The sequence below is a fragment of the Bacillus sp. AFS029637 genome (assembly GCF_002584985.1).
In the GTDB taxonomy this organism is placed as follows: Bacteria; Bacillota; Bacilli; order Bacillales; family Bacillaceae_G; genus Bacillus_A.
Window position 1 is genome coordinate 49,680 of the sequence record NZ_NUPZ01000019.1, and the last position, 22,889, is coordinate 72,568.

14 protein-coding genes and 2 pseudogenes are annotated in these 22,889 nt (G+C 31.5%); 3 read left to right on the forward strand and 13 right to left on the reverse strand.

Features of this window, described 5'->3' with window-relative positions:
• Positions 1 to 162 precede the first annotated feature (162 nt).
• The 5 genes from COE49_RS08375 to COE49_RS08390 form a co-directional block, all read right to left on the reverse strand.
• On the reverse strand, positions 163 to 2,694 hold the full coding sequence (locus COE49_RS08375; RefSeq protein ID WP_098945856.1) for a ThiF family adenylyltransferase: 2,532 nt from the start codon (positions 2,692 to 2,694) through the stop codon (positions 163 to 165).
• Positions 2,695 to 4,088: 1,394 nt separating this feature from the next.
• Positions 4,089 to 4,217: a hypothetical protein gene (locus COE49_RS27990; RefSeq protein WP_000738191.1), complete on the reverse strand. Its 129-nt coding sequence runs from the start codon at positions 4,215 to 4,217 to the stop codon at positions 4,089 to 4,091.
• 14 nt (positions 4,218 to 4,231) lie between these two features.
• On the reverse strand, positions 4,232 to 5,473 hold the full coding sequence (locus COE49_RS08380) for an LTA synthase family protein (RefSeq protein WP_255294747.1): 1,242 nt from the start codon (positions 5,471 to 5,473) through the stop codon (positions 4,232 to 4,234).
• A 626-nt stretch (positions 5,474 to 6,099) separates the two neighbouring features.
• The gene (locus tag COE49_RS08385; RefSeq protein ID WP_255291255.1) at positions 6,100 to 7,308 is read right to left on the reverse strand and encodes a glycosyltransferase family 2 protein; all 1,209 of its coding nucleotides are present in this window, start codon (positions 7,306 to 7,308) and stop codon (positions 6,100 to 6,102) included.
• A gap of 362 nt (positions 7,309 to 7,670) precedes the next feature.
• Positions 7,671 to 8,156: a hypothetical protein gene (locus tag COE49_RS08390; RefSeq protein ID WP_098945858.1), complete on the reverse strand. Its 486-nt coding sequence runs from the start codon at positions 8,154 to 8,156 to the stop codon at positions 7,671 to 7,673.
• Between the two features lie 620 nt (positions 8,157 to 8,776).
• Between COE49_RS08390 and COE49_RS08395 the strand changes: the two genes are divergently transcribed.
• Positions 8,777 to 11,008, forward strand: coding sequence for a toxin Cry1Ac domain D-VI-related protein (locus COE49_RS08395; protein WP_098945859.1), 2,232 nt, complete (start codon positions 8,777 to 8,779; stop codon positions 11,006 to 11,008).
• Positions 11,009 to 11,343: 335 nt separating this feature from the next.
• Here the strand turns inward: COE49_RS08395 and COE49_RS08400 are convergent, their stop codons facing one another.
• The 5 genes and pseudogenes from COE49_RS08400 to COE49_RS08420 all read right to left on the reverse strand — a co-directional run bounded on the left by COE49_RS08400 (position 11,344) and on the right by COE49_RS08420 (position 17,506).
• On the reverse strand, positions 11,344 to 11,754 hold the full coding sequence (locus COE49_RS08400) for a hypothetical protein (protein WP_098252209.1): 411 nt from the start codon (positions 11,752 to 11,754) through the stop codon (positions 11,344 to 11,346).
• Between the two features lie 789 nt (positions 11,755 to 12,543).
• Complete coding sequence (locus tag COE49_RS08405) at positions 12,544 to 14,805, reverse strand: N-acetylmuramoyl-L-alanine amidase family protein (protein ID WP_098945860.1); 2,262 nt, start codon at positions 14,803 to 14,805, stop codon at positions 12,544 to 12,546.
• A 339-nt stretch (positions 14,806 to 15,144) separates the two neighbouring features.
• Positions 15,145 to 15,639, reverse strand: a pseudogene (locus tag COE49_RS08410) (DM13 domain-containing protein).
• A gap of 98 nt (positions 15,640 to 15,737) precedes the next feature.
• Entirely contained in the window at positions 15,738 to 16,796 is a 1,059-nt protein-coding gene (locus COE49_RS08415; protein WP_098882616.1) for a sensor histidine kinase, read from the reverse strand.
• Positions 16,793 to 17,506, reverse strand: coding sequence for a response regulator transcription factor (locus tag COE49_RS08420; RefSeq protein ID WP_098945861.1), 714 nt, complete (start codon positions 17,504 to 17,506; stop codon positions 16,793 to 16,795). The genes COE49_RS08415 and COE49_RS08420 overlap by 4 nt, the downstream gene beginning before the upstream one ends.
• Before the next feature lie 398 nt (positions 17,507 to 17,904).
• Between COE49_RS08420 and COE49_RS08425 the strand changes: the two genes are divergently transcribed.
• Entirely contained in the window at positions 17,905 to 18,759 is an 855-nt protein-coding gene (locus tag COE49_RS08425; RefSeq protein WP_088232757.1) for a phospholipase C, read from the forward strand.
• Positions 18,760 to 18,810: 51 nt separating this feature from the next.
• Here COE49_RS08425 and COE49_RS27995 read toward each other — a convergent pair whose 3' ends face one another.
• The 3 genes from COE49_RS27995 to COE49_RS08435 form a co-directional block, all read right to left on the reverse strand.
• The gene (locus COE49_RS27995) at positions 18,811 to 18,939 is read right to left on the reverse strand and encodes a hypothetical protein (protein WP_255287979.1); all 129 of its coding nucleotides are present in this window, start codon (positions 18,937 to 18,939) and stop codon (positions 18,811 to 18,813) included.
• Between the two features lie 5 nt (positions 18,940 to 18,944).
• Positions 18,945 to 20,015 (reverse strand): response regulator aspartate phosphatase, encoded by a 1,071-nt coding sequence (locus tag COE49_RS08430; protein WP_098945862.1) that lies wholly within the window; start codon positions 20,013 to 20,015, stop codon positions 18,945 to 18,947.
• 203 nt (positions 20,016 to 20,218) lie between these two features.
• Entirely contained in the window at positions 20,219 to 21,922 is a 1,704-nt protein-coding gene (locus COE49_RS08435) for a M4 family metallopeptidase (protein ID WP_098945863.1), read from the reverse strand.
• Between the two features lie 621 nt (positions 21,923 to 22,543).
• Here COE49_RS08435 and COE49_RS08440 point away from each other — a divergent pair.
• A pseudogene (locus COE49_RS08440) lies at positions 22,544 to 22,725 on the forward strand (transposase); the annotation flags it as partial.
• Positions 22,726 to 22,889: the final 164 nt, after the last annotated feature.

Below are 22,889 nucleotides of genomic sequence, written 5' to 3' on the forward strand. Positions count from 1 at the left end.
TCTAAAAAACATTTCGTATGTGTTGGTTTTTATTATAAGATATATAACGTAATATAAACATTTAATAAGATATGGTTTAATATCAGTTCTAAAAAACAGTAAAATTGATACAAAGTTGAATACATTAATGATTACAGCGAGTATCGCATGTACTCTCTATTTTTAGTCAGAACACACTCCCTCCTCTAACATAACAGACTGGAGTGTATGTAATTTTTGTAATAATTCATCCATAGCTTGCTCCATAAATTCCCCGTATGATAGCTCTTTTGACATATAATTCAAAAAATCTTCTGTACGATATATCCCATTAAATAACGCTTCTTGTATTTGAATATCTTTTGGGATAGTTGAGTTTTCTTCACGACATAACCTAACTGAAAGTAAGTATGCAATTGGTGGCAAAACGTGATCACCAAATTCAAAGATAAAGGAAGCCTTCAAAAGAGGATTGAAATAGGAGTATGTTTCATTTTGAAATCTTATACCTTCAAAAAAATGATGCTTATTATACTCTTCTCGTATTTTCAAAAACTCTTTAATTGAGATTTCTCCATACTCCTGTACATGTTTTATTAAACTTTTTTCAAATAAATGGACGCTATATGTAGATAATACAACTTGATGAATTCTTTTCACATACTGTCTTGCGATTTCTTTCCTTATATCTTCTCCTACATCATTATTCCGTAAAATCGCTTGTACACATGTAATCTCAAAATAATATGCCATCACTTCATTTAATAACTGTGTGCTATCGTCAAAAAATGATTCATCATAACTTTTATTAAAATATGCATGCCCTAATTCATGACACAATATAAATAAACTATCTACATCGTCATGATAATTACATAAAATTCTACTTTCTTTTATACTTGGAAAATAATAAGTTTTATTCACTTCCACCTCATTATATATTTGTATGAGATTGTCTTGAAACATCCGTTCAATATAGCTTGTCCATCGATCTTGTCCATGTTTCTTCAAACTTGTTACTATTAATTCTTTCGCCTCTTCAATTGGTACTGTTGTTCTTTGTTCTTCATTATATGTTAAGAAATTCGCTTGAACTTCCCCAGATGAATTTGGAAACATAAGTGATAAACTTTTCATTATAAGATCATGAAATTTCTGCTGTAATTTCTCTTCAAACGTAAATAACGTTTCCTCCTTCACGCCAAATACTTCCATATAATAGTTTGAACTTTCCATAGCTAAGTATCTTTTCTTACTCTTTATGAAAAACTGAAGAATTTTATTTCCTTTGTTTTTCAAAATATCGTAAATATCTTTTTGAAGCTCTTCCTTCTGGCCATAATTTTTCAAACTACGCATCATTTCAAAGGCTTCAAATATAGAATATATCTCACCATCATAAGGAATTCGAATGCTGCGAATTATCTGTAAGTACCGCTCGTATTCTTCTTCATTCCCATCTAATTCCTCTATATCGTTCATGAGTGTAAGAAATTCATTATACGCCTCTTCCAGTTGTAAATGAGACAGTTGATCCATATGAATTAAAATATCAAAAGCTTGGTGCATAGATAGTATTTCAAGTTCCATTACCTTTGGCAGGTTTCGTCCTGCTGCATAATAGACATTAGAAATTTCTTTTATCTGCCTTCTTAATTTATCTGGTTCGAGTGGGATTATTGATTGTAGTGATTGTATAAATGTTTCATATTGAGGCTTAAATGTGTTATTAGTTGTAGTTTGGAAATTTATAAAATCAAAACTATATCCATCTTTTAAATGATGTTTTTCATTTGTTATATCTTCAAATAAGATACGGGTAATAATAAGTGAAACAGCCAAACTTTGAATAATTGTCCCCCTATTTTCGCAAATTACGTTATCTGTATGATAATTTTTAAAGCTATTTTCAAGTATTACATTACCATCATTGTAATTACTTACATTCAGTACTTTTACAAAATCATTATGATATCCCATTAAAAAATACTTCATGTTTTCTTTATCACAGTAATCCATTATATCTTTATGCAGCTGTAATGAGGCTTCATCAAAACTTCCAAAAATATAATTTACCCCACTCAAGTCTACTTGTAGTAAATCATGAATTGTTTCTATTTTCATATCAAATCCTTGCGTCTTTACATAAGGATCCATTCTATTCAGTTTTTCCTGAATTACATCTATTTTTTTCTTATGAATATCCTCTGTTTGAAATACTGTTTGTGCTCTAATATTTTTACTCTCCACTGTATCAAAATCGATAATAATAATTTCACCAACACCAATTTTAGATAGTGTCATACATAATGTAGCACCAATCGTACCAGCTCCAATAACAACTACTTTTAGACTTTTCATCTTCTGAACAATTGTATCCGCATATACAGTACGATCATGCACACTAAAATAGTTCGAATTTCTAAAGTTAAATAACTGTTCTTCCGTCTCCTCTTCATATCGTTGCTTATATACAAGATGGTTCTCATTTATAAATTCAATAATATCTTGTAATTCTTGATCTTCCATTCTATTCTTAATCTTCCAAGCATATATGTTTTCTAGGATATCACCTTTAGGGTTTTCTAAAACTTTTAATAACGACCACAATTTCTCAAACTCATCTACTTCGATAACTCGCTCTTCCCCATCATAATAAACAACCTCATTTTTATCAGGATACCCTCTAAAGTTCAGACTCGTTTTTAATTTCATATTCTTTCTCTCCATTCCATTGAAAAAGAAGGTGTTTACACACCTTCTTCAATTCAAAACTAGCATAATAATAAACAAACACATTGATTATCTCGTTGCGTAGCTTTTTTAATTTTCATTTTCAATTTCATGTAAATCCCCCCCTTTTTCAATATATTGGTAATACAAGGAATATATTAACAATTAACCATCGTAACTTCAATCCCTTTTGTTGTATTCTGAATTTTCAGATGTTGAGAAAACGTTTTCAAATTTCTTAATTATCGTCTGTTTTCATTTTATTTCCAAACTTTATATTACTGGCACAATAGTATTTTATATTTTATCAAGTCAAATATTTCGATTTAAAAAACATCTATTTCCCTCTCAAATAATAATTAAATATGATTCTGGTGCAAAAACTCCATGACTCTTGCAAGTAATCTCCTAGGCTTGGATTTACTGATAGTCCTATTCTAAAAAAGGTGGGTAATCATGGAAACAGAAAATTCATTCAAGTAAAAGCATTATCCGCCTGATCTAACAACCATAGTTCTTCTGTAAGACGTATTGAAGACATAAAAATAGCCACCCTTTCATGGATACTCCGTAAAAGGGTGGCTATTTTTGTTGAAAATTCTACATAATATTAATTTAATGGCTATGCTGATATTCTCCTATTTTTGTGGAGAAACAGTTTCCACTTTTAATTCTTTTATCCCTTATTTTAATGTGACAGCATCTGTTCTTAATATTTTCAACTGTCTTTAGCTGCATTCAAGTTAGGTTTTAAGAACTTAAATTTATTGTGTAATAATTATATACTAAATGATGAAATATGAATTAAAAACTTTATTTTTGAGGGCTGTTGTTCGAAACGCGACCTTCTAATTTCTTTTTTATCTTGTCAATGGAATAGTTTTGAGACATCGTATATACCTTGGCTACTTTTTTATGATTTCATTTGATGTTCTTTTCTTTGTAATATTTAAAATATCATGGGGAAGAAAATTAAAGTCAATATTTTAGAGGATTTATTGTTAATTAAAATATACTTAAATTTAGAAAGAACAGATTGATTTATAAAATCAATCTGTTCAGCTGTAAAAAAATGTTCTGGTTCAGAACTTTTTTTACTTAGCCAATAAGAGTACCTAATAAGCCTGATACTAAGTTTAATAGATTTGTAAGCATACTTTTCATCTCCCTTCCTTGAAATCTAATATAATTATATATAATTTTCTAGATTTACTCTATACTATATGCATTATTGCATATAATGTAAAATCTTATAAAATTTAGGGTGCGTTTTGTTCTAGACAAAATATTTCTTTTAATATATAGGAGATTATTGATTCTGGCTGAAAACGATAAAATGAAAAAAGATGCCCGCAGGCATCTAAAATTTTTAACATTTATGCTTCTTTAATTTCCTCCTCATATCCAGGAAATAAGAAATTTAATATGTGGGGTGTATCTATAATGCGATAAAATGTAAAGAGAAAAAAACTACTACATAAAATAATAAATATCATTTTCTTCATGACTAATCCTCCATTTAATCTCTTCTTACAGGAAGATTTTTAAGATATTGATCGGACAAATTCAATAATTTTCTTGCTCTCATAAAATCTTCTTTTATTTCGGATTCTAATGGAACCCTCATTCCATTTAAATTTACAGCTTGTCCATCTTCAAATCTTTCACCCGGGATATAACAATACTTCTCATGTATGAAAGTTCCATCTGGGAAAAAGTATCTTTGCGGAATAATGTTGTCCTTAGTATTTAATAAATCTTGTCCAAACATAACTTGTTCCTTCGGCTGAATTCCTAATAAGTTAATAATCGTTGGGAAAATATCAATCTCACTACCTATTTCTTTTATTTCTTTCCCTTCTTTTAATTCTGGATAATGAATAATAAACGGGATACGATACGGGTCAAACTGTTCATTTTTCACATGTGATTCAGGTAAATATTTTTTTGAATTATTGGGTAAAGAATTTGTATCAATAATATGATGATCTCCGTATACGACAAATAACGATTTCTCCCATAATCCCTCACGCTTTAGTTCGTCTATAAAATAACCTAATTCTTTATCCACATAATTAACCGCTTGAATATAATCCCCAAATTCCGTTCCCTCTAATTCTTTTGGTAACGGTAAAGGTTGTTTTTCACTTGGTATTTTAAAAGGGTGATGGCTGCTTAATGCAATAATATGAGCATAAAATTTCTTACCTTTTTCATCTATTTTCTTCAAAATTGGGAGAGTTTTTTCATATAGCACATGATCACTAGAAGCTAAATCTATCACATCTTTATTCCCAAAATATTTTTGATCATAGAACTTATCAAACCCTAGTGCTCGATATAATTGCTTTCGGTTGTAAAATTCCGAATCATTTGTATGGAATGTATTTGTTACGTAATCATATTGTTTTAATAATCTCGGTAAACTTGGGACTTCACGATTTGCAAAACGATTTGCATTTAATTCATGTTTACCTGGATAGGTTGATGTATTTACACTCCATTCTGCATCAACTGTATTTCCTTTACCTGTTTGTTGAAAAAATGTAGAAAACGATAACGACTGTTCACGTAAATTATCTAAATTGGGAGTGATTGATTTCCCATTAATTTTTAAGCCCATTACATTTTCTTGTAATGATTCAAGCTGAAGAATAATTAAATTTTTATCTTTTGCAACGCCTTCATATTCAGGGTTCTTCACTAATTTTTCTTTTTTTATTTCCCTAATCATTTCATTCGTTATTTGCTTATTCTCCATAGAGTAAGCTTTATTCACAGGGAATATACTATTAAAAGGGAATGATAAATTATATGAAAAAATACCCATTTTTTCAGCTTTCTTCTTATCATTTAATATATCTTTTTTATTTAATGTGTATTCAAATGTAGAAATTATAAATATAAAGCAAAGAGAAGCAATTCCTATCGTTTTCTTTGAAAAGCGTATATCTCTATGTTCTTTATTATGTTGAAATGCCCTATATATGATAAAAGGTAAAAGGATTATATCTCCAACATAATAAAGGTCTTTCCAACTTAAGAGAGAGGATATACTATCTGCTAATTTAGTAGTTTGATTTACTAACAATAAAGTGTGATAGGTCGGCATTACACCATAAAATCTATTATATACCACACAAGTAAGCAAGATAATTCCTACTAATATGCTTATCCCAGCATATAAAATTATTCGTATTTTTTTCGATGCAAAACTTCTGATTAAAAAAAACAAAAATATAATATATAAAGAATCCATTAAAAAACTATTAATATTAAATTGTTCGTATAAGTCTGTATATCCAACAAACAGCTTACATAATATTATTAATAAAAGTAATAAACTCACCTTTTACTCCCCCGGTTACCAATTTTTTATGTTAGTTTTTATGTTAATTCCTCCATCTTTAACATTTTTTCCTTATCCATTACTCGATTATGAGGAGTATGAACCCATACCTTTTGCTTTCTTTTTATAAACCCTAATAATATAATTGGAACCCAAGAAAAGCCAAAAATATAAACAATAGGTGTCCATATTACATTCTTAATCTGTTTTTCTTGTATTAGCGCAATAATTGGTAATAAATAAAAAGATAGTGCTATCATCAACCAAATCCATGGACTTAATACATATGGCATTATATAAGATGGAAGTAATTCATAATATGTTAAACAAAATAATATAATGGAGTTTACTGATAACATTGTTCTCGTTGGCTGAATAAGATAAATACACATATCTAGTGCATTTATATTAAATGTTTGTAGGAAATTTTTAAGAAGTGGTACGGAGTAGCGAACCATACAGTCCATATGTCCTTGCATCCAGCGAACACGTTGTCGAAAAGATACTTTAAAATCTGTCGGTTTTTCATCAAATATTTTTGCTTCATGTGCCCACCCAACAGATTTTCCTTTTGTGAATATGTATTTAGCTGTAAACTCTAAATCTTCCGTTAAACTTTGTGTTCCCCATCCTATTTCCTTTAAGACCTGCATAGAAAAGCACATACCAGTTCCACCAAGTTGAGCTGATAATCCTAACTTTCCTCTACTAAATTGATACAATCGGTTTGTTGACCAATAAGCAATTGCATATGACTTTGAGATCCAATTATCTGTTGGATTCTTTGAATCTAAATACGCTTGAATCACTTCATATTTTTCTGCTACTAACTTATAATTTAATACTTGTAAGAAATTCCGTGACACAATGTTATCTGCATCCAGTATGACAACGGCATCATAGACTTTCTTGTTTTCTTTCTCTAAACAAAATAAATTTTGAAACATCCACTCTAGTCCATAACCCTTTCCTCGTTTTTGAGGATCCTGTCTTTCCCAAGCATTCACTCCAGCTTTCCGAACAATTTGAGCTGTTCCATCCGTGCAATTATCACAAATAACATGAATATCATATTTTTCTTTTGGATAATCCATCTTTTTTAAGCTTTGAATAATTTGTCCAATAACACTCTCTTCATTATGAGCACACACTAATACTGCAAAACGAGTAGATTCTAACTCATTTTCCACTCGGTACATCTTTTTATTTTTAAAAAGGCCTAACAAACTAATCATTACCTGATACAACGAAAGAACCCCTTGGAATTGCGTGAAAAATATTAAAAGCGCCACTAAAATAGACAAAACTACCTTCCCACAATATATTAGATAGTCCATATTGGTGAAATGAATTATCGTAAAACCTAAGAATAATACGGATAAACCAATCCATACTCTTTTTTTATTCATGTATATATTCAAACCTTTCCTCCTATAGAGATATCTGTATAAAATTTATCCAAAACACTCTTTCATTATGAATGTAGAGAGTTAAATTTTGATATCTATGTAGGCATTTTTAGTAGTTAATGATACGTTTCAATTTATTAAACCGCTGTTCACCAAAATATTCTGACATATTTACTTTTTATAAGCATGCACTACTTCCATTAATCAATTTTGAACTTTGCTTCTTTGTAGTTTTTTAATTCTTTTTTCGGACTCTTATCTTTATACTGGGCGATTGAAATTGTGTGTTCCCCTTTTTTCAATAGATCACCTTCTAAATTTATAAAAGTTGAAAATATTTTTGTTACTTCTTCTTTTGTAACAAATTTCTGATCGACATATATATAAACCTCTTCCTTCGCTGTTAGACCTTCTAACTCTATTTGAATTTGTGCCAATTCTAATTTAGGATCCACCTTTAAAAATGGAATCCCTCCTTCTTCCTGCTGGTCATTATTTGTAATTAGTTTCATATTAACTTTTCCTGTTTCTTTAGCCTCTTTAGGAAAAGCTACTCTTGGTTCCTCTTTATTTTCTTCTTGTTGTTTTACCTCTTGTTTTGTTTGCTCTTCTTGCTTATTGGAACAACCTGCCCCCATACCTATCAATAAACAACTTATCCCGATTCTAACTACATACTTATTCATAACATTACCTCTTTTCTGTCATTTGAATCTAAATAAACAAATGCTATAATGTATACGTTATCATTAACCTGAAAAACAACGAGCGAAAAAATATACTGTTAAAGCACCTCCTATACATCCTTTTTTTATATTTAATACTATCTTGATAGTGTTAAATATAAAAAATAGTCCTCACAGAGCAATCCTGTAAGGTTTTAATGATATATTTTTCCAAATAACTAAATGCACAATCATTAGGTTATCTCGTTTCCCTCTAAACTTCAACCTTGATTTTTACAAAAATAGAAATTTAAGGTTTATAAAGTGTTCTATTTTAAGAAATCTATATACATGGAAACCTTCATTGTTATAGCCCTTACTGCCTATAAATGTTGTATTATTCCTCTATATTTTTCTCAAAGTTAAATAAATTTATTTCATTCGAATTCCTTCACATACATTTTTTAATTTTTTATAAATTTACCCCTTCATAATTTGCAATTTATTGTTTTTATGAAAAAAAATAGACTTTCATAAGTCTATTTTTTAAAAAATTCAAGTTTGATTTTTTTTTCAAAATGTTATAAAGTTGTTTCCGAATAAAATTTTGACAAAAATATCATTTCAAGGAGGATTATTCCATGCAAGAATCACACAAGAAAAATACTAAGAGAAAGGTAGTCGCATCACTAATATGTTTATCTGTATTAGCAGCCCCGGTTGTATCCGAAGCCTCTGCAGCACAAAACACAGTTTCTAAGGTTAGTAGTGAGGAACAAGTTGGTCATATGATTTTACAGGTCACTCCAAGTAACCCGACTCCTATGCCAGGCGAAACAATAACATATCAATACAAACTTACAAATGCAACGAATAAAGTAATTAAAGATGTGTGGGTTGTAGACTGGCATGTTAACATGCTGCAAGAATATTTTGACTTAGGTAATGATAACGCTTTCGGACCTGGAGAAACAATTACACTCTCCAAAAAATATACTGTTCCAAAGGATGTAGAAGAGGGGAAAACTTTTCGAAGCCTAGCTACTGTATACGGTATTGCTGATGGAAAACAAATAAAAATAGCGGGGAAATCATCTATTACCGTAGATGTAGTGAAGCCAGAGATTTCATTAAGAATTTCAACGAATAAAGAAGTTGTAACACCTGGGGAAAAAATAACTTATACTTATAAAATTAAAAATACGGGTAATCGAAACTTAACGAATGTTTGGGGCGCGGATTGGCATCTTGGTATGCATCAGGAATATGCTGATATTGGTGCTGACAATATTTTATCACCTGGAGAAGAAGCAACTGTTCAGAAGGAATTCATTGTCCCAGAAGATGCTGAAGATGAGAAACTTATTTACAGTGTAGCATCTTACTACGGTTATTATGGCGATACAAAAGTCCAACAAGATTCGCGAGTTGGTATTACAGTAAGTCACAATCTTATTACAAAAGCTCAAAAAGCAGTGAATAGCCTATTTGCTGATGAAAGTTACTCCACATTACATGCTCATATTTCTCAAAATGAAATTGATGAAGCTAAAAAAGCAGTAATGCTACTTCCTGATGCAAAACATAAACATCAATTAGATAAAGAAATGGAACAGGCTCAAAATTTACTTAACTTACTAAATGATGCACGTAGCACTGTGCATGGACTCTTTGCAGATAATACTCACTCCAAACTAGGTGCAGAAACAACTCAACAAGATATTAATACTGCAAAAGAAAATGTTAGCAAACTTCCTAACAACCAAAATAAAATAGATTTATTAAATGAAATTCAAAATGCTCAGCGCCTTCTTAAAGAACAAGAAGTAACAAAATTAAGCAATGCTCAAAAGGCTGTGAATGATCTTTTCTTAGACGAAAATCACATCGCATTAAATAATGGACTTAGCGAAAAGGACATCGAGAAAGCACTAGAGAAAGTACAACTTGTATCAAATCAAAAAGACAAAAATACTCTAATGATAGAAATTGAAAAAGCTCAAAATCTATTAAATTCACTAAACGAAACTCAGAAAATTTTGAATAATCTATTTACGGATGATTATCATACAGCACTAAAAGAAACTACTACACAAGCAAATGTTGATACTGCAAAAGAAAATGTTGACCAACTTCCTAGCAACAATGACAAAAAATCTTTACTAAAAGAGATTGAAAAAGCTCAAAATCTACTAAATTCTGCCCAGGCTTTCAAATTGCAAGATGCTCAAAAAGCGATTAACGATTTATTCACGGCCAATGATCATAAAACGTTAAAAGCTGCTATTAAACAGGATGACATTGATGCTGCCAAAGCGAAAGTTGATCAACTAAATAATACTGAAAACAAAACAAATCTATTAAAAGAAATTGAAAAAGCTCAAAACCTTTTCTCTGAACTACAAACTGGTCAAAAGCTCTTAGAATCATTATTTACAGATGGAATTGGATCTCCTGTTAAAGTTGGTATCACGCAATCTGATATTAAAAAAGTACAAGAAGAACTCAAAAAATTACCTGATAGCCCTGGTCGCACAAAATTATTAAGTAGGGTTCCAGTTAACTTCTCTAATATTAGTTGGTATACAAAACAATTCGGAAATAAAAATGTAACTGATACAGCAGAAATCAAAGTTTCAAAAGTTTATAAAAATACAAACCGTGAGCCATTTATTGATTTTAACTTTGCCTATACTTTAAAAGGTTCCCAAATTACAGTTTCAAATCGTGATGTTCTTGAGGCATCTATCGCCCCAGAATATGCAGACGCAGGTAATTTAAACATGAAAATTCTAAATAGAGGTACTACAAAAGTAACAATTAGTTCTGCTGATGGCTTATACTTTAAAGAGATTACAATAAAAGTTTTATAAAATTCAAGGGATAGTTAGTAAATCTGACTATCCTTTTCTTTTACTTATTCTGTATCTACCATTAGGTTACTTATTGCTTTAAACTATACAGTTAGATTAATCGAAAGTGATGATGAAAAGCAATACATATTTTTAAAAAATAATACAAATTTAGTCGCTTATACAAATAACCTCTAAAATTAGAAAATACAACACTATCAGTATCCTTTTTGTTCCAAATTATAAATGTATATCTAACAAAAATAAACCAGTTACTTTTCAGCAACTGGTTTATTTCTGCTAACTTAATAGTCATGTTCTTCTATAAGAGACTTTTCTTACTACCCATATTCATCCTAATAAAACGCATAAAAATTTCCAGATACAGGTCCTTGAGAAAGATTTGTAACTTTCATTACATAGATACCACGTTGAATATTATTAAAATACAACTTTCCTTGCTCTTTTGCATACATGCCTGTCAGTGTTCTTGCAGAAGACTTTCCTAATGGACTAAGTGGAATTAATTCATACATAACTTTTACTTCACTTCCATCTCTTGTGTACTGCATTGCTCCAATTGTCACATCATTTACTGGATGATCAAATAAATATAAATCATTCATTCCAGGCATCCATTTAAATGATCCTCCCTGCTCAAGAGAAAAACTAAAGTTCTCTGATGTTTCTTTAGCAAACACATCATTTCCTCCTATAAGCATAAAAACAAATATAAAACTCATTGCAGCCCCTAAAATCTTTTTCATAGTTACTAATTTCCCCCTTTTAATATTTTGATTCACATAATGGATTCCCTTTCCCAATACGAAACGCCTGTATTCTTTTGGAATGTTAACATTTTATACAAATAATAACTTTTTCTACAATATAGTGAAAATTCTAATATCAACTCTTTCAACACATCTTTTTTCTATTAAAAAATTAGGCAGTGTTCATGATATACCAGAAGAAATTGTTAACAAATTAATTAGAACCTATGCTCCTATTACATCCACAATTGAAAAAGAAGTGCTTCTTTTATAAGAAATTTTTTTCTAAACATACAATCTTCTTTTGATATAGAATTCTCCACTATACTTTTTGAGTGTTGTTCACATAAAAAAAAGACATCCTGCCGGATGCCTCTCCAAAGTTTCTCAGTTTACACATTTTACGAATTTGATAGGACGTTAGGTTCGAATCTAACGATTAAGGAAAAAACAATGCGTTCTATTACATTATATACTAATCTTGACTAGCAACTCTATGCAATTTTACATATTGGACATAACCCATGCCTATCTACTTAAAATTTAAAGTTCTGGTGCAAAAACTTTAAGAAGGAGTCTTCTTGACTAAAATGATAAATTGGACCATATTATAGGGATAAAATCCAGTACATAATATGGCCCATTTTGTATATAAGCTAACTCTTCAAACGATTTTCTCACTCACTGAGTGGAACAGGCATTTTTATTTTTTAGGGTTGTATGCTTAAATCAGGTAAAGGCATCCCTTTTAACGAGTCATACTTATAAAAATAGACTTTTTTTGTATCACTTATAGCCTTTGTGTCCATGGCTGTCAAAATTATAGGTTTTCCCATTAATTTCAACCGTGGTATCTGTATAAATAGAACCATCCTCTTTAGCATAATAAGTAAAGTATCCGTAATAAGGGAAATGGTATCCGCCACCAACTTCGAACCATCCTATTTTAGCTGCTCCAGACTCATCGAAGTAATACCATTTACCATCGATTTCTTGCCAGCCTGTTTGCATTTCGCCCTTATCGTTATAATAGTATATTTTATTGTTAATTTTATCAAACCCAGTTAGCTTAGCTTCTCCGTCCTGATTAAAATAATATCTTTTTCCATCAATAGGTTCATGACCATCGAAAGTATAGTGTTTGCCACCCACGAAATGATATTTTTTACCATTAATTTCTTTCCAACCAGTATAGGCAGGCCCTTCTTCGAAACTGTAATAAACCAGTACGGGTTGATCCTTTTCATCAAATAATCCAGGTAAAAAGATTTTAGAGACACCGTTTTTTCTAATAGAACCATCTTTTTCAAACACCAACTGTTTCTCATTAAGAGTAACGTAAGTTATTCTATTTAGCGCTTTTCCATTCAAATCAGTGGCTCTCTCAAGCACACCTTTGTCAGAAAAGTGAAGAATGACCCCTTGATCTTCTAGACGCAGTTCATTTGTAGTAGCATAGGTCTCTTTAAAATAATAAATTTTATTATCAATTTCTTTTAAGCCTTCTTCAATAAACGCTCCTGAAGCATCGGAATATCCCAGATTATCCCATGACGATCTCTGCAGAACACCGTCATCGTTGAAGTTATACAACTTCCCGTCAATTAATGAGTCCGATCCGTTAGATCCTTTGACCCTGTGATTAGAACTTGGACTAAAATAATACGTATTTCCCTCAAATTCTTGCCAGCCCTTTAAAAGAATTCCTGAAGAATCCGCATAATAATGAGAGCCATTTCTCTCTATCCAACTATTCGTTATCAATTTTCCAGAATCGTATGCAGTCCATATAGAGGTATCTTTTGCATCAGTTTTGAACTCCAATCCGGCATATGTCATTCCTTCGTGTTTCTTTGTCTCATTTACCTTACTAGGATGCCAATCAACTAACCAATTACGAAGTTCATTGTTGTTTTTTGCAGTGAAACGAAGGTTAGATGGCCTTTCCTTATCAGTAGTGAATTCAGCACGGTTGTTAGTAACTGTCAAACGTGCTCCATTCTTGTTTATCAAATTAAATTGAAGTTCATTGCTACCAGAATTTTCGATTGGGGCAAGTTCTAATATTTCGTCATCCCCAATTGAACCTGAATATTGAAGATCAGTTCCTTCTTTCCCTGAAAGATACTCTGGACCTTTTTTTACAACTACTTTATTGCTTCCTTTTTTAATCGGGATAATTTGATAAGGTTTATCGTCTAATACAGAATTTCCTACTGTAATAACTGTTTCTAGCATCAGTTTCGTATCTGCTAACAGATTCACTGATTGATCATAAAAATCTGCTAAAGCTTCAGAATCGCTTGTGAGATAATTCCAAAGAACATCTTTACTTACCGGCTCTGAAGTAGCTGTTCCTAATTTTCGTTTATCTTCTGGTAGTTGGTTAAAAAGATCCCTAAAATTATAACGGACATCAAGCACACCACCTTTAGTATAAGCACCTGGGAATGCTTGTCGTACAAATTTATCTGCTAAATTAGTGTAATGACCTTCATTGCTACTTTCTAGATAAAAGGTTTGCCAGTTTGTAAGAGCAACACCTGTCTTTCCTTCATCTAATTGTTTTTGTGTAATATACAAAAGATTATGTTTAGATAATTCTGGTTCATCAGGATTTAAGTCTACTATTGTACCAGCTTGCTTAATACGAAGTTGTTGCCCATGCTTGATTGTTTTATATTCAATCTTCCCATCAGCATAAGCAATTTTAACCTTCTTGCTAAAATTTTGATCTTTATAATAATCAAACACAGTAATACCAAACTCTCCTTTTTGAAAAGTAGGAGCTATGTAAGCACTGTTTTCAAGACCACGGTTATAAAGGGATTTTGCACTGGTTTCGTCTAGCCACTCCCCAAATGGCTCTGCAAGAAACGTGTTATATACTTCTCCAAATGTTGTAATAATTGTTGCGGCCGTATCAACATCTGCCTTTACCTTATTTTCCATTAATGGACCCGCTAATGGGGTAGCGCTGAATAAAATACCCATTGCAATTCCTACAGGTAGGACTTTTGGTATCCTTTTTTTGTATTTTTCATTCATAACGTCATTCCTCACTCTATGTTTATTTATATATTTTTTTCCTACTTATTAAACTGAATTTAATGTTCGGAAGCTCATCATAATATAAATATCTTTCTAATTCCTTTCATAAATGTTACAAAAGTCTTTCGTAAAATTACAAATAAATCAGATTTCTACGAATTTTGATCTATTTAATTCACTAACAAAGAGGGTGTTACCAAACGATAATTCTGCTTTTTTACAGTTATTTATAGAAATAAAGCTCGTTCTTGCCTTCTCTAAATCTTCATGCAACTTCTCCCTCTTCCATACTTTCTACAAAAAACAGGTGATAGATTTCAACTCTATCACCTGTTTTTATTTTGCAAAATAAGCTGCACCAAAGTTTTCATTAAATCTCTTACACCATACAGAAACTGCACCGTATGTACTTACATCTATCTCATTAGGAATTTCATAGTTTTGATCGCCTTTGTTGCCTTTTAATTTTCCTAATTCAATATACTTATAATTTTTAACATCCTCATTATTTTTCAATTACTTCGTAGGAATTAAAACAACTCGAACGTCCGGACCATTAGAAGTTGAAAAATTAGTAAGGCATAAAATATGTTTACCCTCAGCTAATTGATATATCGTTGTTATTCCAGCTGGTTCATGGACACCGTTCTGAAAATGTCCTTTGGTTACTATTTGTTCTTGTAGTTAAAATTCTTTTGATTTTATTTCTGTTTGTCGCAATGCTTGATTCACTTACTTATCGATAAATAATTTTACAGGACGGAATAAAAGTAATAAAATTTCCCCAACTATTATGAACCCTCCGATAAACAATACATATTTCATTTTCATAAAGTAAAGCTCCTCCTCTAACATAATGCTTACATGTATGTTAACAAGGAATTCTATCATTTCGATAACATAACTATTACAAAAGTCTTGCAACGATCTTATTTCTTTTCTGGAGTAATGGGAAGAGTAAACCAAAATTCACATCCCTGTTTACCATCCGAACGATCTCGAACGCCAACTTCTCCTTTATGCAGTTCAATTAATGATTTTACAATGGCTAATCCAATCCCTGAACCTCCAGATTGTGAACTTCTTGATGGGTCCGTTCTGAAAAAGCGTTCAAATATGCGCAATTTATCATTAGGGGAAATGCCTTCTCCTTCATCGCGCAATATAAATTTGACTTGCTGCCTCTGTTTATTATCTTCTACAATCAGCTCGATTTTTCCAGATACAGGGGAATGTCTGATTGCATTGTGTAACAAATTACCGATAACTCGTGCTATTTTACATGGCATAATCCAAAGTCGAGGTAATGTGTCGGAAACATGTAATTGTAAATGGATATGTTTCTCCTCTAATAAGATAGAATGTGAATTTAGTACTTCTAGTAGAACACTGTCCACATGTGATAAACTTGGATAAAACTCTTCTTGTCCTAGTTCTAACTTTGAAAGATCAAATAAGTCATTGATTAATCCATTTAATCGTTGTATTTCTTTTAGGATTGTCGTTATGTACTGCATTTTCATGTCAGGATCTTCAATTAAATTATCTTGTAATGCTTCTATCATCAATTGTACGCTAGCCATAGGTGTTCGTAAGTCGTGCGAAATATTCGCAATCAGCTCTGTACGTGCTTTTTCTCCTTCCTCTAACTTAGTAAACCCCTCTTCTAATTTTTTCGCCATCTGTTGAAAAGCTGTTGCTAATTCTTTAAACTCTTGTGGTTCTTTTCCAATTATATATATCGTTTCAAAATGTCTATCACTAAATTGTTTTGTTAATTCAATTAAATTTTGAATAGATCTCATAATAGGACGTGTAAGTAACCAGTAAAGGAAGGTTGAAAAAATCATTGCTATGATTGCAATTCCTGTTAATAATCGTGTTTGTTCCGGCTTAAGTAACATTTTCGTATCACTATACCATATAGCAACGACCATAACACTCATGCTTAATAGATTCATCAGTAACAATTGATAACGTAATTTCATGTTTCATTTCCTCCATTTGAATCAAAGCTATATCCTATTCCCCAAACCGTATGAATCCAACGGTTCTTTGTTGAATTCTTCTCTAATTTTTCACGTAAACGACTCATTAATACCGTTACTGTGTTCGTACATCCTTCATACTCAAACTCCCAAATTTGTTCAAGGAGTTGTGAACGAGAAAACACTTGTTTTGGATGGGTGGCCATTAAATAAAGTACCTCAAATTCTTTATTTGTTAACTCAACTTCACCCCCACAAACAAGTACACATCTCTTCGTTGGATAAATCTCCAAATCTCGGAACTTTATTACTTCTGATACAGGTTCTCTCGTTTCTATAGTTGTCTGATTTCCTCTTCTTAATATAATTTGAACCCTTAGTACTAATTCGCGAGGTGAAAACGGCTTTGTTACATAATCATCTGCTCCCATTGTTAAGCCCAAAATTCGATTTCTTTCTTCTGACCTAGCGGTTAACATAATAATAGGAACATTAGATTGTTGACGAATTTCCTCGCATAGTTCCCAGCCATCTTTTTTCGGCATCATCAGATCTAAAATAATTAAATCTGGTTGATATTGCTGAAATATATACCAACCCTCTATTCCGTTTACAGCTGTATATACTTCATAGCCTTCCCTTTCTAAGTACCGTTTGCATATTTCTCGGATATTGTCTTCATCTTCTATGATTGCAATTCTTTTTTTCATTCGTAAAATCTCCTCGGTTCTTTTATTGATAGCGAAAAAATATTTCTCTTATTTACTCTTAAAGAATATATAAGTTATTCATATAAACGTAACAGAATATTATTGCCAATTGATAATAAAACACATTAAACGTACATTCAATAGAAATCATAATTATATACGTCAGATCGTCATTTTAACACAAGAATACTGTGTGCCTAATAGTTCTCAATCCAAGTAACCTCTGTGATTTTTGCCCATGTTTCATAATCTGCCATGGAACAGTCTAATTAGGTTTTTTAATGAATTTAAATATGCAATTTTACATATATTCAAAAAACAATCTACTTCCTTATTGGTCAATGCTAAGATTATACATGAGGATGATGTTAGATTATATATCAAATGGAGGAATATTTATGAAAAGAAAAATTTTTGCTTTAGCTTCAGTAATTGCTTTATCAGCCCCTATTCAAAGTGTGGCGTTTGCACATGAAAATAACCATCAATATGGGACATCTTTTGGTCATAAGTGGTCCGCAGAAGCCATCCATGATGAAGGAGTAAGTACTCATTTATGGATTGTTAACAGAGGCATTGAAGTTATGGCCCAAAATAAGACCGTTGTGAAGCCAAATGAGATATCTCTATTAAATGAATGGCGTAATGAGTTAGAGAAGGGTGTCTACTCTGCCGATTATGAAAATCCGTACTTTGATAATGGCACATTCGCTTCACACTTCTATGATCCTGATACAGGAAGTACGTATCTTCCACTTGCCAAACACGCAAAAGAAACAGGAGCAAAATATTTCAAATTAGCTGGTGAATCCTATCAAAATAAAGATTTTGAAAATGCATTTTTCTACTTAGGATTATCACTTCATTATTTAGGGGATGTTAATCAGCCTATGCATGCAGCAAACTTTACCAACGTTTCGCTTCCTATGGCCTTACACTCAAAATATGAAAACTTCGTCGATACTGTGAAAGACAATTATAAAGTAAAAGATGGAAATGGCTATTGGAATTGGAAAAGTGTAAATCCAGAAGATTGGGTTCATGCTTCTGCAGTTGGTGCAAAAGCAGATTTCCCACTAATTGTTAATGATAAGACAAAAAAGTTATTCATAGATGCTGCTATATCACAAGACGCTGCTGATAAATGGCGTGCTGAAGTAACACCGGTAACTGGAAAACGTTTAATGGAAGCACAACGTATTACAGCTGGATATATCCACTTATGGTTTGATACATATGTGAATAATAAATAACAAAATAAGAAAAGAGAGTCCTTTTTTAAAGAAGGCACTCTCTTTTTTCAATTAGATAGTTTCTCCATGATCTAAACAAAGTAGATTAACTTTAACTGATTGCTTTTCAATAGATTGATTAGCAATACCAAAAGATAAAATCCCTGTAAAAATCATTACAGTTAAAAGTACTTTTTTCATTATTTTCAGGCTCCCTTCTCTAAATCCTTTTTGTCAGCATCTAGAGCCATGTGAAGGTATCTACTGGCTTGTTCATAATTGTTGAGGTCATAGAACTTATTTCCGAGAATTGAAGCATATGTTTTTACATGACCCCATAGATTTTCTTTCTTGAAGTAATGGATTCCCATCATAATAACTTTCTCTAACTCCTCAACCTTAGATTCCTTATTCAGTTCTCTTAAGATAGCAAAATGGTACTTATATTCTTTAAGTGTTGTAAGGTTATATCCCTGATCAATTAGATTTGCAGCAAGAAAATTATCTCCTAACTTATAGTATTCCCTTGCTAATAAAAACAGAGTTTTAGGGTTATTATTTAAAGAATCCTTTAAATATTTAATCGCTAACTCTGGAAGGTTTTGATCTGCATATAATAATCCTAAATTATGTTTTACTTTACCTATTAGTTTTTCTTCACTATATTTTTCAAATATTCTAAGAGCCGAAATGAAATTATCCTCCGCAATTTCATACAATCTAAGTTTAGTACAAGAAAGTCCTATGGTATTTTGACAGGAAGCAACTTTTATTTCATACCCTGTATGTTTAGAAAATATCTCTTTTGCCTTATTTGCATATTTAGCAGCCAACAATGGGTTTAAGGATTGATAATGGAATACTGCAAACATGTAATCAAATTCAGCCTTTTCTAATTCATCTGGAATAGTTGCTAAAAGTTTTTCAGCCTTCTCATATTGTCCCTTAGCTTCATTATGATTTCCAATTGAAATTGCATAAATAGCTTTGAAGAAATGATAATAATATTTCAAATATGTTTCAGCTTGCTCTGGAAATGGCGTAATCTTTTCTAGACAGTCTTTAGAACCATCTATATCACAAACCAATAAATTATATCTAAAGTTAAGTAGTGAATAATAGATAGAGATATTACTATCTCCTTCAATACTATGAGTATTTCTATCTATTTCTTCTTTTAAGTGTTTAGCTTTTATTATATGTTGAGAAATAATTGCATTATACCAACTGCTTAATAATGTTATCATTTCTTCCTTTTCGATTATATGTGCATCCATAATATCCTTCACCCTAATATATTAATTATTATCATAAAAGAACAAATTTTCTGGTAATTCTTTGTAAAAAGTTAGATAATACTTAATGTACTATCTAACTTTCCATAATATAGTCGAAACACTGGCAGAACACGGCCTATCTCTTGCTTATACAATAATAATGCGATGAGTTCTTCAATGTCGATAAGAACTATATTTCTCGTTTACTTAATTTTTGCTGCATCAAAAGCCTTTTGAACCGCTTGAACTTCAGTTGAGTTTGCTCCATATTTATTCGTCGCAACTCGAATGCATGCTTGTCTCAATTCAGAGAAATCAGAAGTCATGTTTAATTCATCAGTATTTGCATAATGGAAAATATCAAACATTTTATCCTCGCCAATTCCTTTTACAGTTACACCGTTATGAGTTCCACCTGTTGCAATTAGATAAGCAACTTTATTAATAATACTTGAGTTAAAATGAACGCCTCCTTGATCCCATCCATTAAAATCGTTAAATTCACTATAATCATCTGGATAAGGTACCCCAGCTGAAGACGGAACTGAAGACGGATTTGCCATATCACGGAAAACTGATCCAGTTTGTTCTCCCATTGTCCAGTTAAAAGTCCCATTATTTATGTATTTCTCAATAGATGTTCCCATAATATCAGACAATGCCTCGTTAATCGCACCAGATTCTCCATAGTATTCAAGATTAGATTCACTAGATGTAACTGCATGTGTAAATTCATGTCCCGCTACGTCATATGCCTTTACAATAGGGTCTCCATATACAAGCATACTACCATTATCAGCACTTAACGCATTCTCCCAATTTTTCGGATCATTTGTATCCTCAGAGTCCCATGCGTGTACAACTGATACTACTTTTTGTCCTTTATTATCAAAACTATTACGCTTGTATTTATCTTTATAAAAATCATATACTTTTGTTGCTAAGTAATGAGCGCTTACCGCCTTTGGATCATTAAACGTTGTTGAAGTGCTAGTTGCTAATGTTCCAGGATAATATCTCTCTTCTTTAGTAATATCCCTGTAATTCACATCATATGTTTCAATTCCCTGCCCTCGTGTATAATCAGCAAGCGCATATTTCCCGTTACTTTGTTTAGAAATGCCGAATGTACGAGATACACCTAAATCATCTTTTCCTGTCCCGGTTAATGGTGCAAGGTTATTTTTTCTACTTTCTTTTAAGGCTCCAACAAGCTTTTCACTTGCTTTTAAGTCCGATTCTTTCAACATATTTTTCAACATTTCTCCATTATGTGCATTCACTAAATAAGTACCAGATACATAGTTTGGTGTTGCAGCTTCAAATGTAACTTGGTATGCATTGCTAGCTTGTCCATTATTTTCATCAACAAAAATAACTTCCTTTACTTCTGGCTCAGAAATAAACTTGATATCGTTCCCGTACTTTGTATAAATATATTGTTTTGCTTCTTCTTTTGATAGATTAATAGCCTTTTTCAAATCTTCTTGTTTTAAATTTTGCGCACTATCTCCTGAAACACTTTTAATAACACCCTTATTATCTACGTGTGCAGTTAATTGATGGCCATATACTTCTTTTCCTTCATATGTTTGTTGCAAACGCACTAGTGTAGTTCCATCATAAGAACCACGTTTTTGAAGGACTTTATAATCTACTCCTGTTTCTCCATTCACTTGTTTTTGAGACAAAGCTTGCTCTGTTTTCTCCTTAAGAGCATCTTTTACTACATTCTCTGGTGCCTTTTGTGATGGTTGCGTAAGTTCACCTGTACGGAATGAATCCTCCTGAATTTGCACTTGTAGTTGATCTGTTTCCTCTGCATGACCTACTCCATATGGTGTTACAGTTGTTAAAGCTAATCCTGTTGTTAATGCAACTGTAGCTAAAGTTTTTTTATTACTCATATTTTTCACCTCATATAATTTTCTAAAATATTAATCTCACGAAAATTATACTGTCTATCCATGTCGAAAAAAAGTAAAATACTGAATTTATGTAATATTATGCAAAATTACATAATTTAAGATTAATGATTTATTTCTCAACTAACTTGAACTTTATGATTAACTTCTGATCCCACCCCATTACCATCTACTTAAGAATTCAAAATTACCCCATGCCCATCAAGTTAAGATAAATCTGTATTCTTATAATAAAAAAAACGTTACTCTTTTTATAAAAATACATAGAAAGAATAACGTTTTTTACACTTGGGGGTAGTGAAAATTTTTAAGTTGATGGGCATGGCCTTACCATATCAAAAAAAGAAAATTGTACGTTTAGACACAATTTGGATACATTGAACTGTTTTCCTTTAAAATATCTCATTTATGATTTCCCTCACCCTGTTTTGCAAAAGTTTAGCTTAGTTTTAAACACTTTGCAACAGAACCATGATAGGTTTAATGAAAAGAGCCCTAAAGAGATAGGGACTCTTTAGGGCTCACCTAATCGGATAAACTGATTAGGAGGAATATAAAGATTTTAACATATAGATAACTCATGTGAAAGTAACAAAAAGATAACAAATGCCTAAAACTGAATCCACTTGTGGAATTAATGTTGGATTAAAAGATTTTACCATTTTTTCTGATGGCACAACATACAAGAACCCTAAATTTTTACGTACATTAGAAAAAATTTAGCGAAAGCAAAGCATATTCTTTCTAGAAGAACAAAAGGTTCTTCGAACTGGATTAAACAACGCCATCCTTTCCTATGATTCTACAGAAAGAATAGCGTATTTTCATAGATTTTGGGATTATTTTCTTAAGTTATATGAAAATATATGTATACAATATATGATTGACAATTAAGGATTACATTTGTAATATGCATTTAAAGATTACAAATGTAATCAAGGAGGATTAT

What these genes read in the sequence shown, in the direction of transcription:
- COE49_RS08420 (WP_098945861.1), bottom strand. Translation starts at nt 17,506, where the DNA reads ATGAAAAAAAGAATTGCAATCATAGAAGATGAAGACAATATCCGAGAA.
- COE49_RS27995 (WP_255287979.1), bottom strand. Translation starts at nt 18,939, where the DNA reads ATGAAAAAAGTACTTTTAACTGTAATGATTTTTACAGGGATTTTATCT.
- COE49_RS08380 (WP_255294747.1), bottom strand. Translation starts at nt 5,473, where the DNA reads ATGGAGAATAAGCAAATAACGAATGAAATGATTAGGGAAATAAAAAAA.
- COE49_RS08395 (WP_098945859.1), top strand. Translation starts at nt 8,777, where the DNA reads ATGCAAGAATCACACAAGAAAAATACTAAGAGAAAGGTAGTCGCATCA.
- COE49_RS08425 (WP_088232757.1), top strand. Translation starts at nt 17,905, where the DNA reads ATGAAAAGAAAAATTTTTGCTTTAGCTTCAGTAATTGCTTTATCAGCC.
- COE49_RS08415 (WP_098882616.1), bottom strand. Translation starts at nt 16,796, where the DNA reads ATGAAATTACGTTATCAATTGTTACTGATGAATCTATTAAGCATGAGT.
- COE49_RS08400 (WP_098252209.1), bottom strand. Translation starts at nt 11,754, where the DNA reads ATGAAAAAGATTTTAGGGGCTGCAATGAGTTTTATATTTGTTTTTATG.
- COE49_RS08390 (WP_098945858.1), bottom strand. Translation starts at nt 8,156, where the DNA reads ATGAATAAGTATGTAGTTAGAATCGGGATAAGTTGTTTATTGATAGGT.
- COE49_RS08430 (WP_098945862.1), bottom strand. Translation starts at nt 20,015, where the DNA reads ATGGATGCACATATAATCGAAAAGGAAGAAATGATAACATTATTAAGC.
- COE49_RS08405 (WP_098945860.1), bottom strand. Translation starts at nt 14,805, where the DNA reads ATGAATGAAAAATACAAAAAAAGGATACCAAAAGTCCTACCTGTAGGA.
- COE49_RS27990 (WP_000738191.1), bottom strand. Translation starts at nt 4,217, where the DNA reads ATGAAGAAAATGATATTTATTATTTTATGTAGTAGTTTTTTTCTCTTT.
- COE49_RS08435 (WP_098945863.1), bottom strand. Translation starts at nt 21,922, where the DNA reads ATGAGTAATAAAAAAACTTTAGCTACAGTTGCATTAACAACAGGATTA.
- COE49_RS08375 (WP_098945856.1), bottom strand. Translation starts at nt 2,694, where the DNA reads ATGAAATTAAAAACGAGTCTGAACTTTAGAGGGTATCCTGATAAAAAT.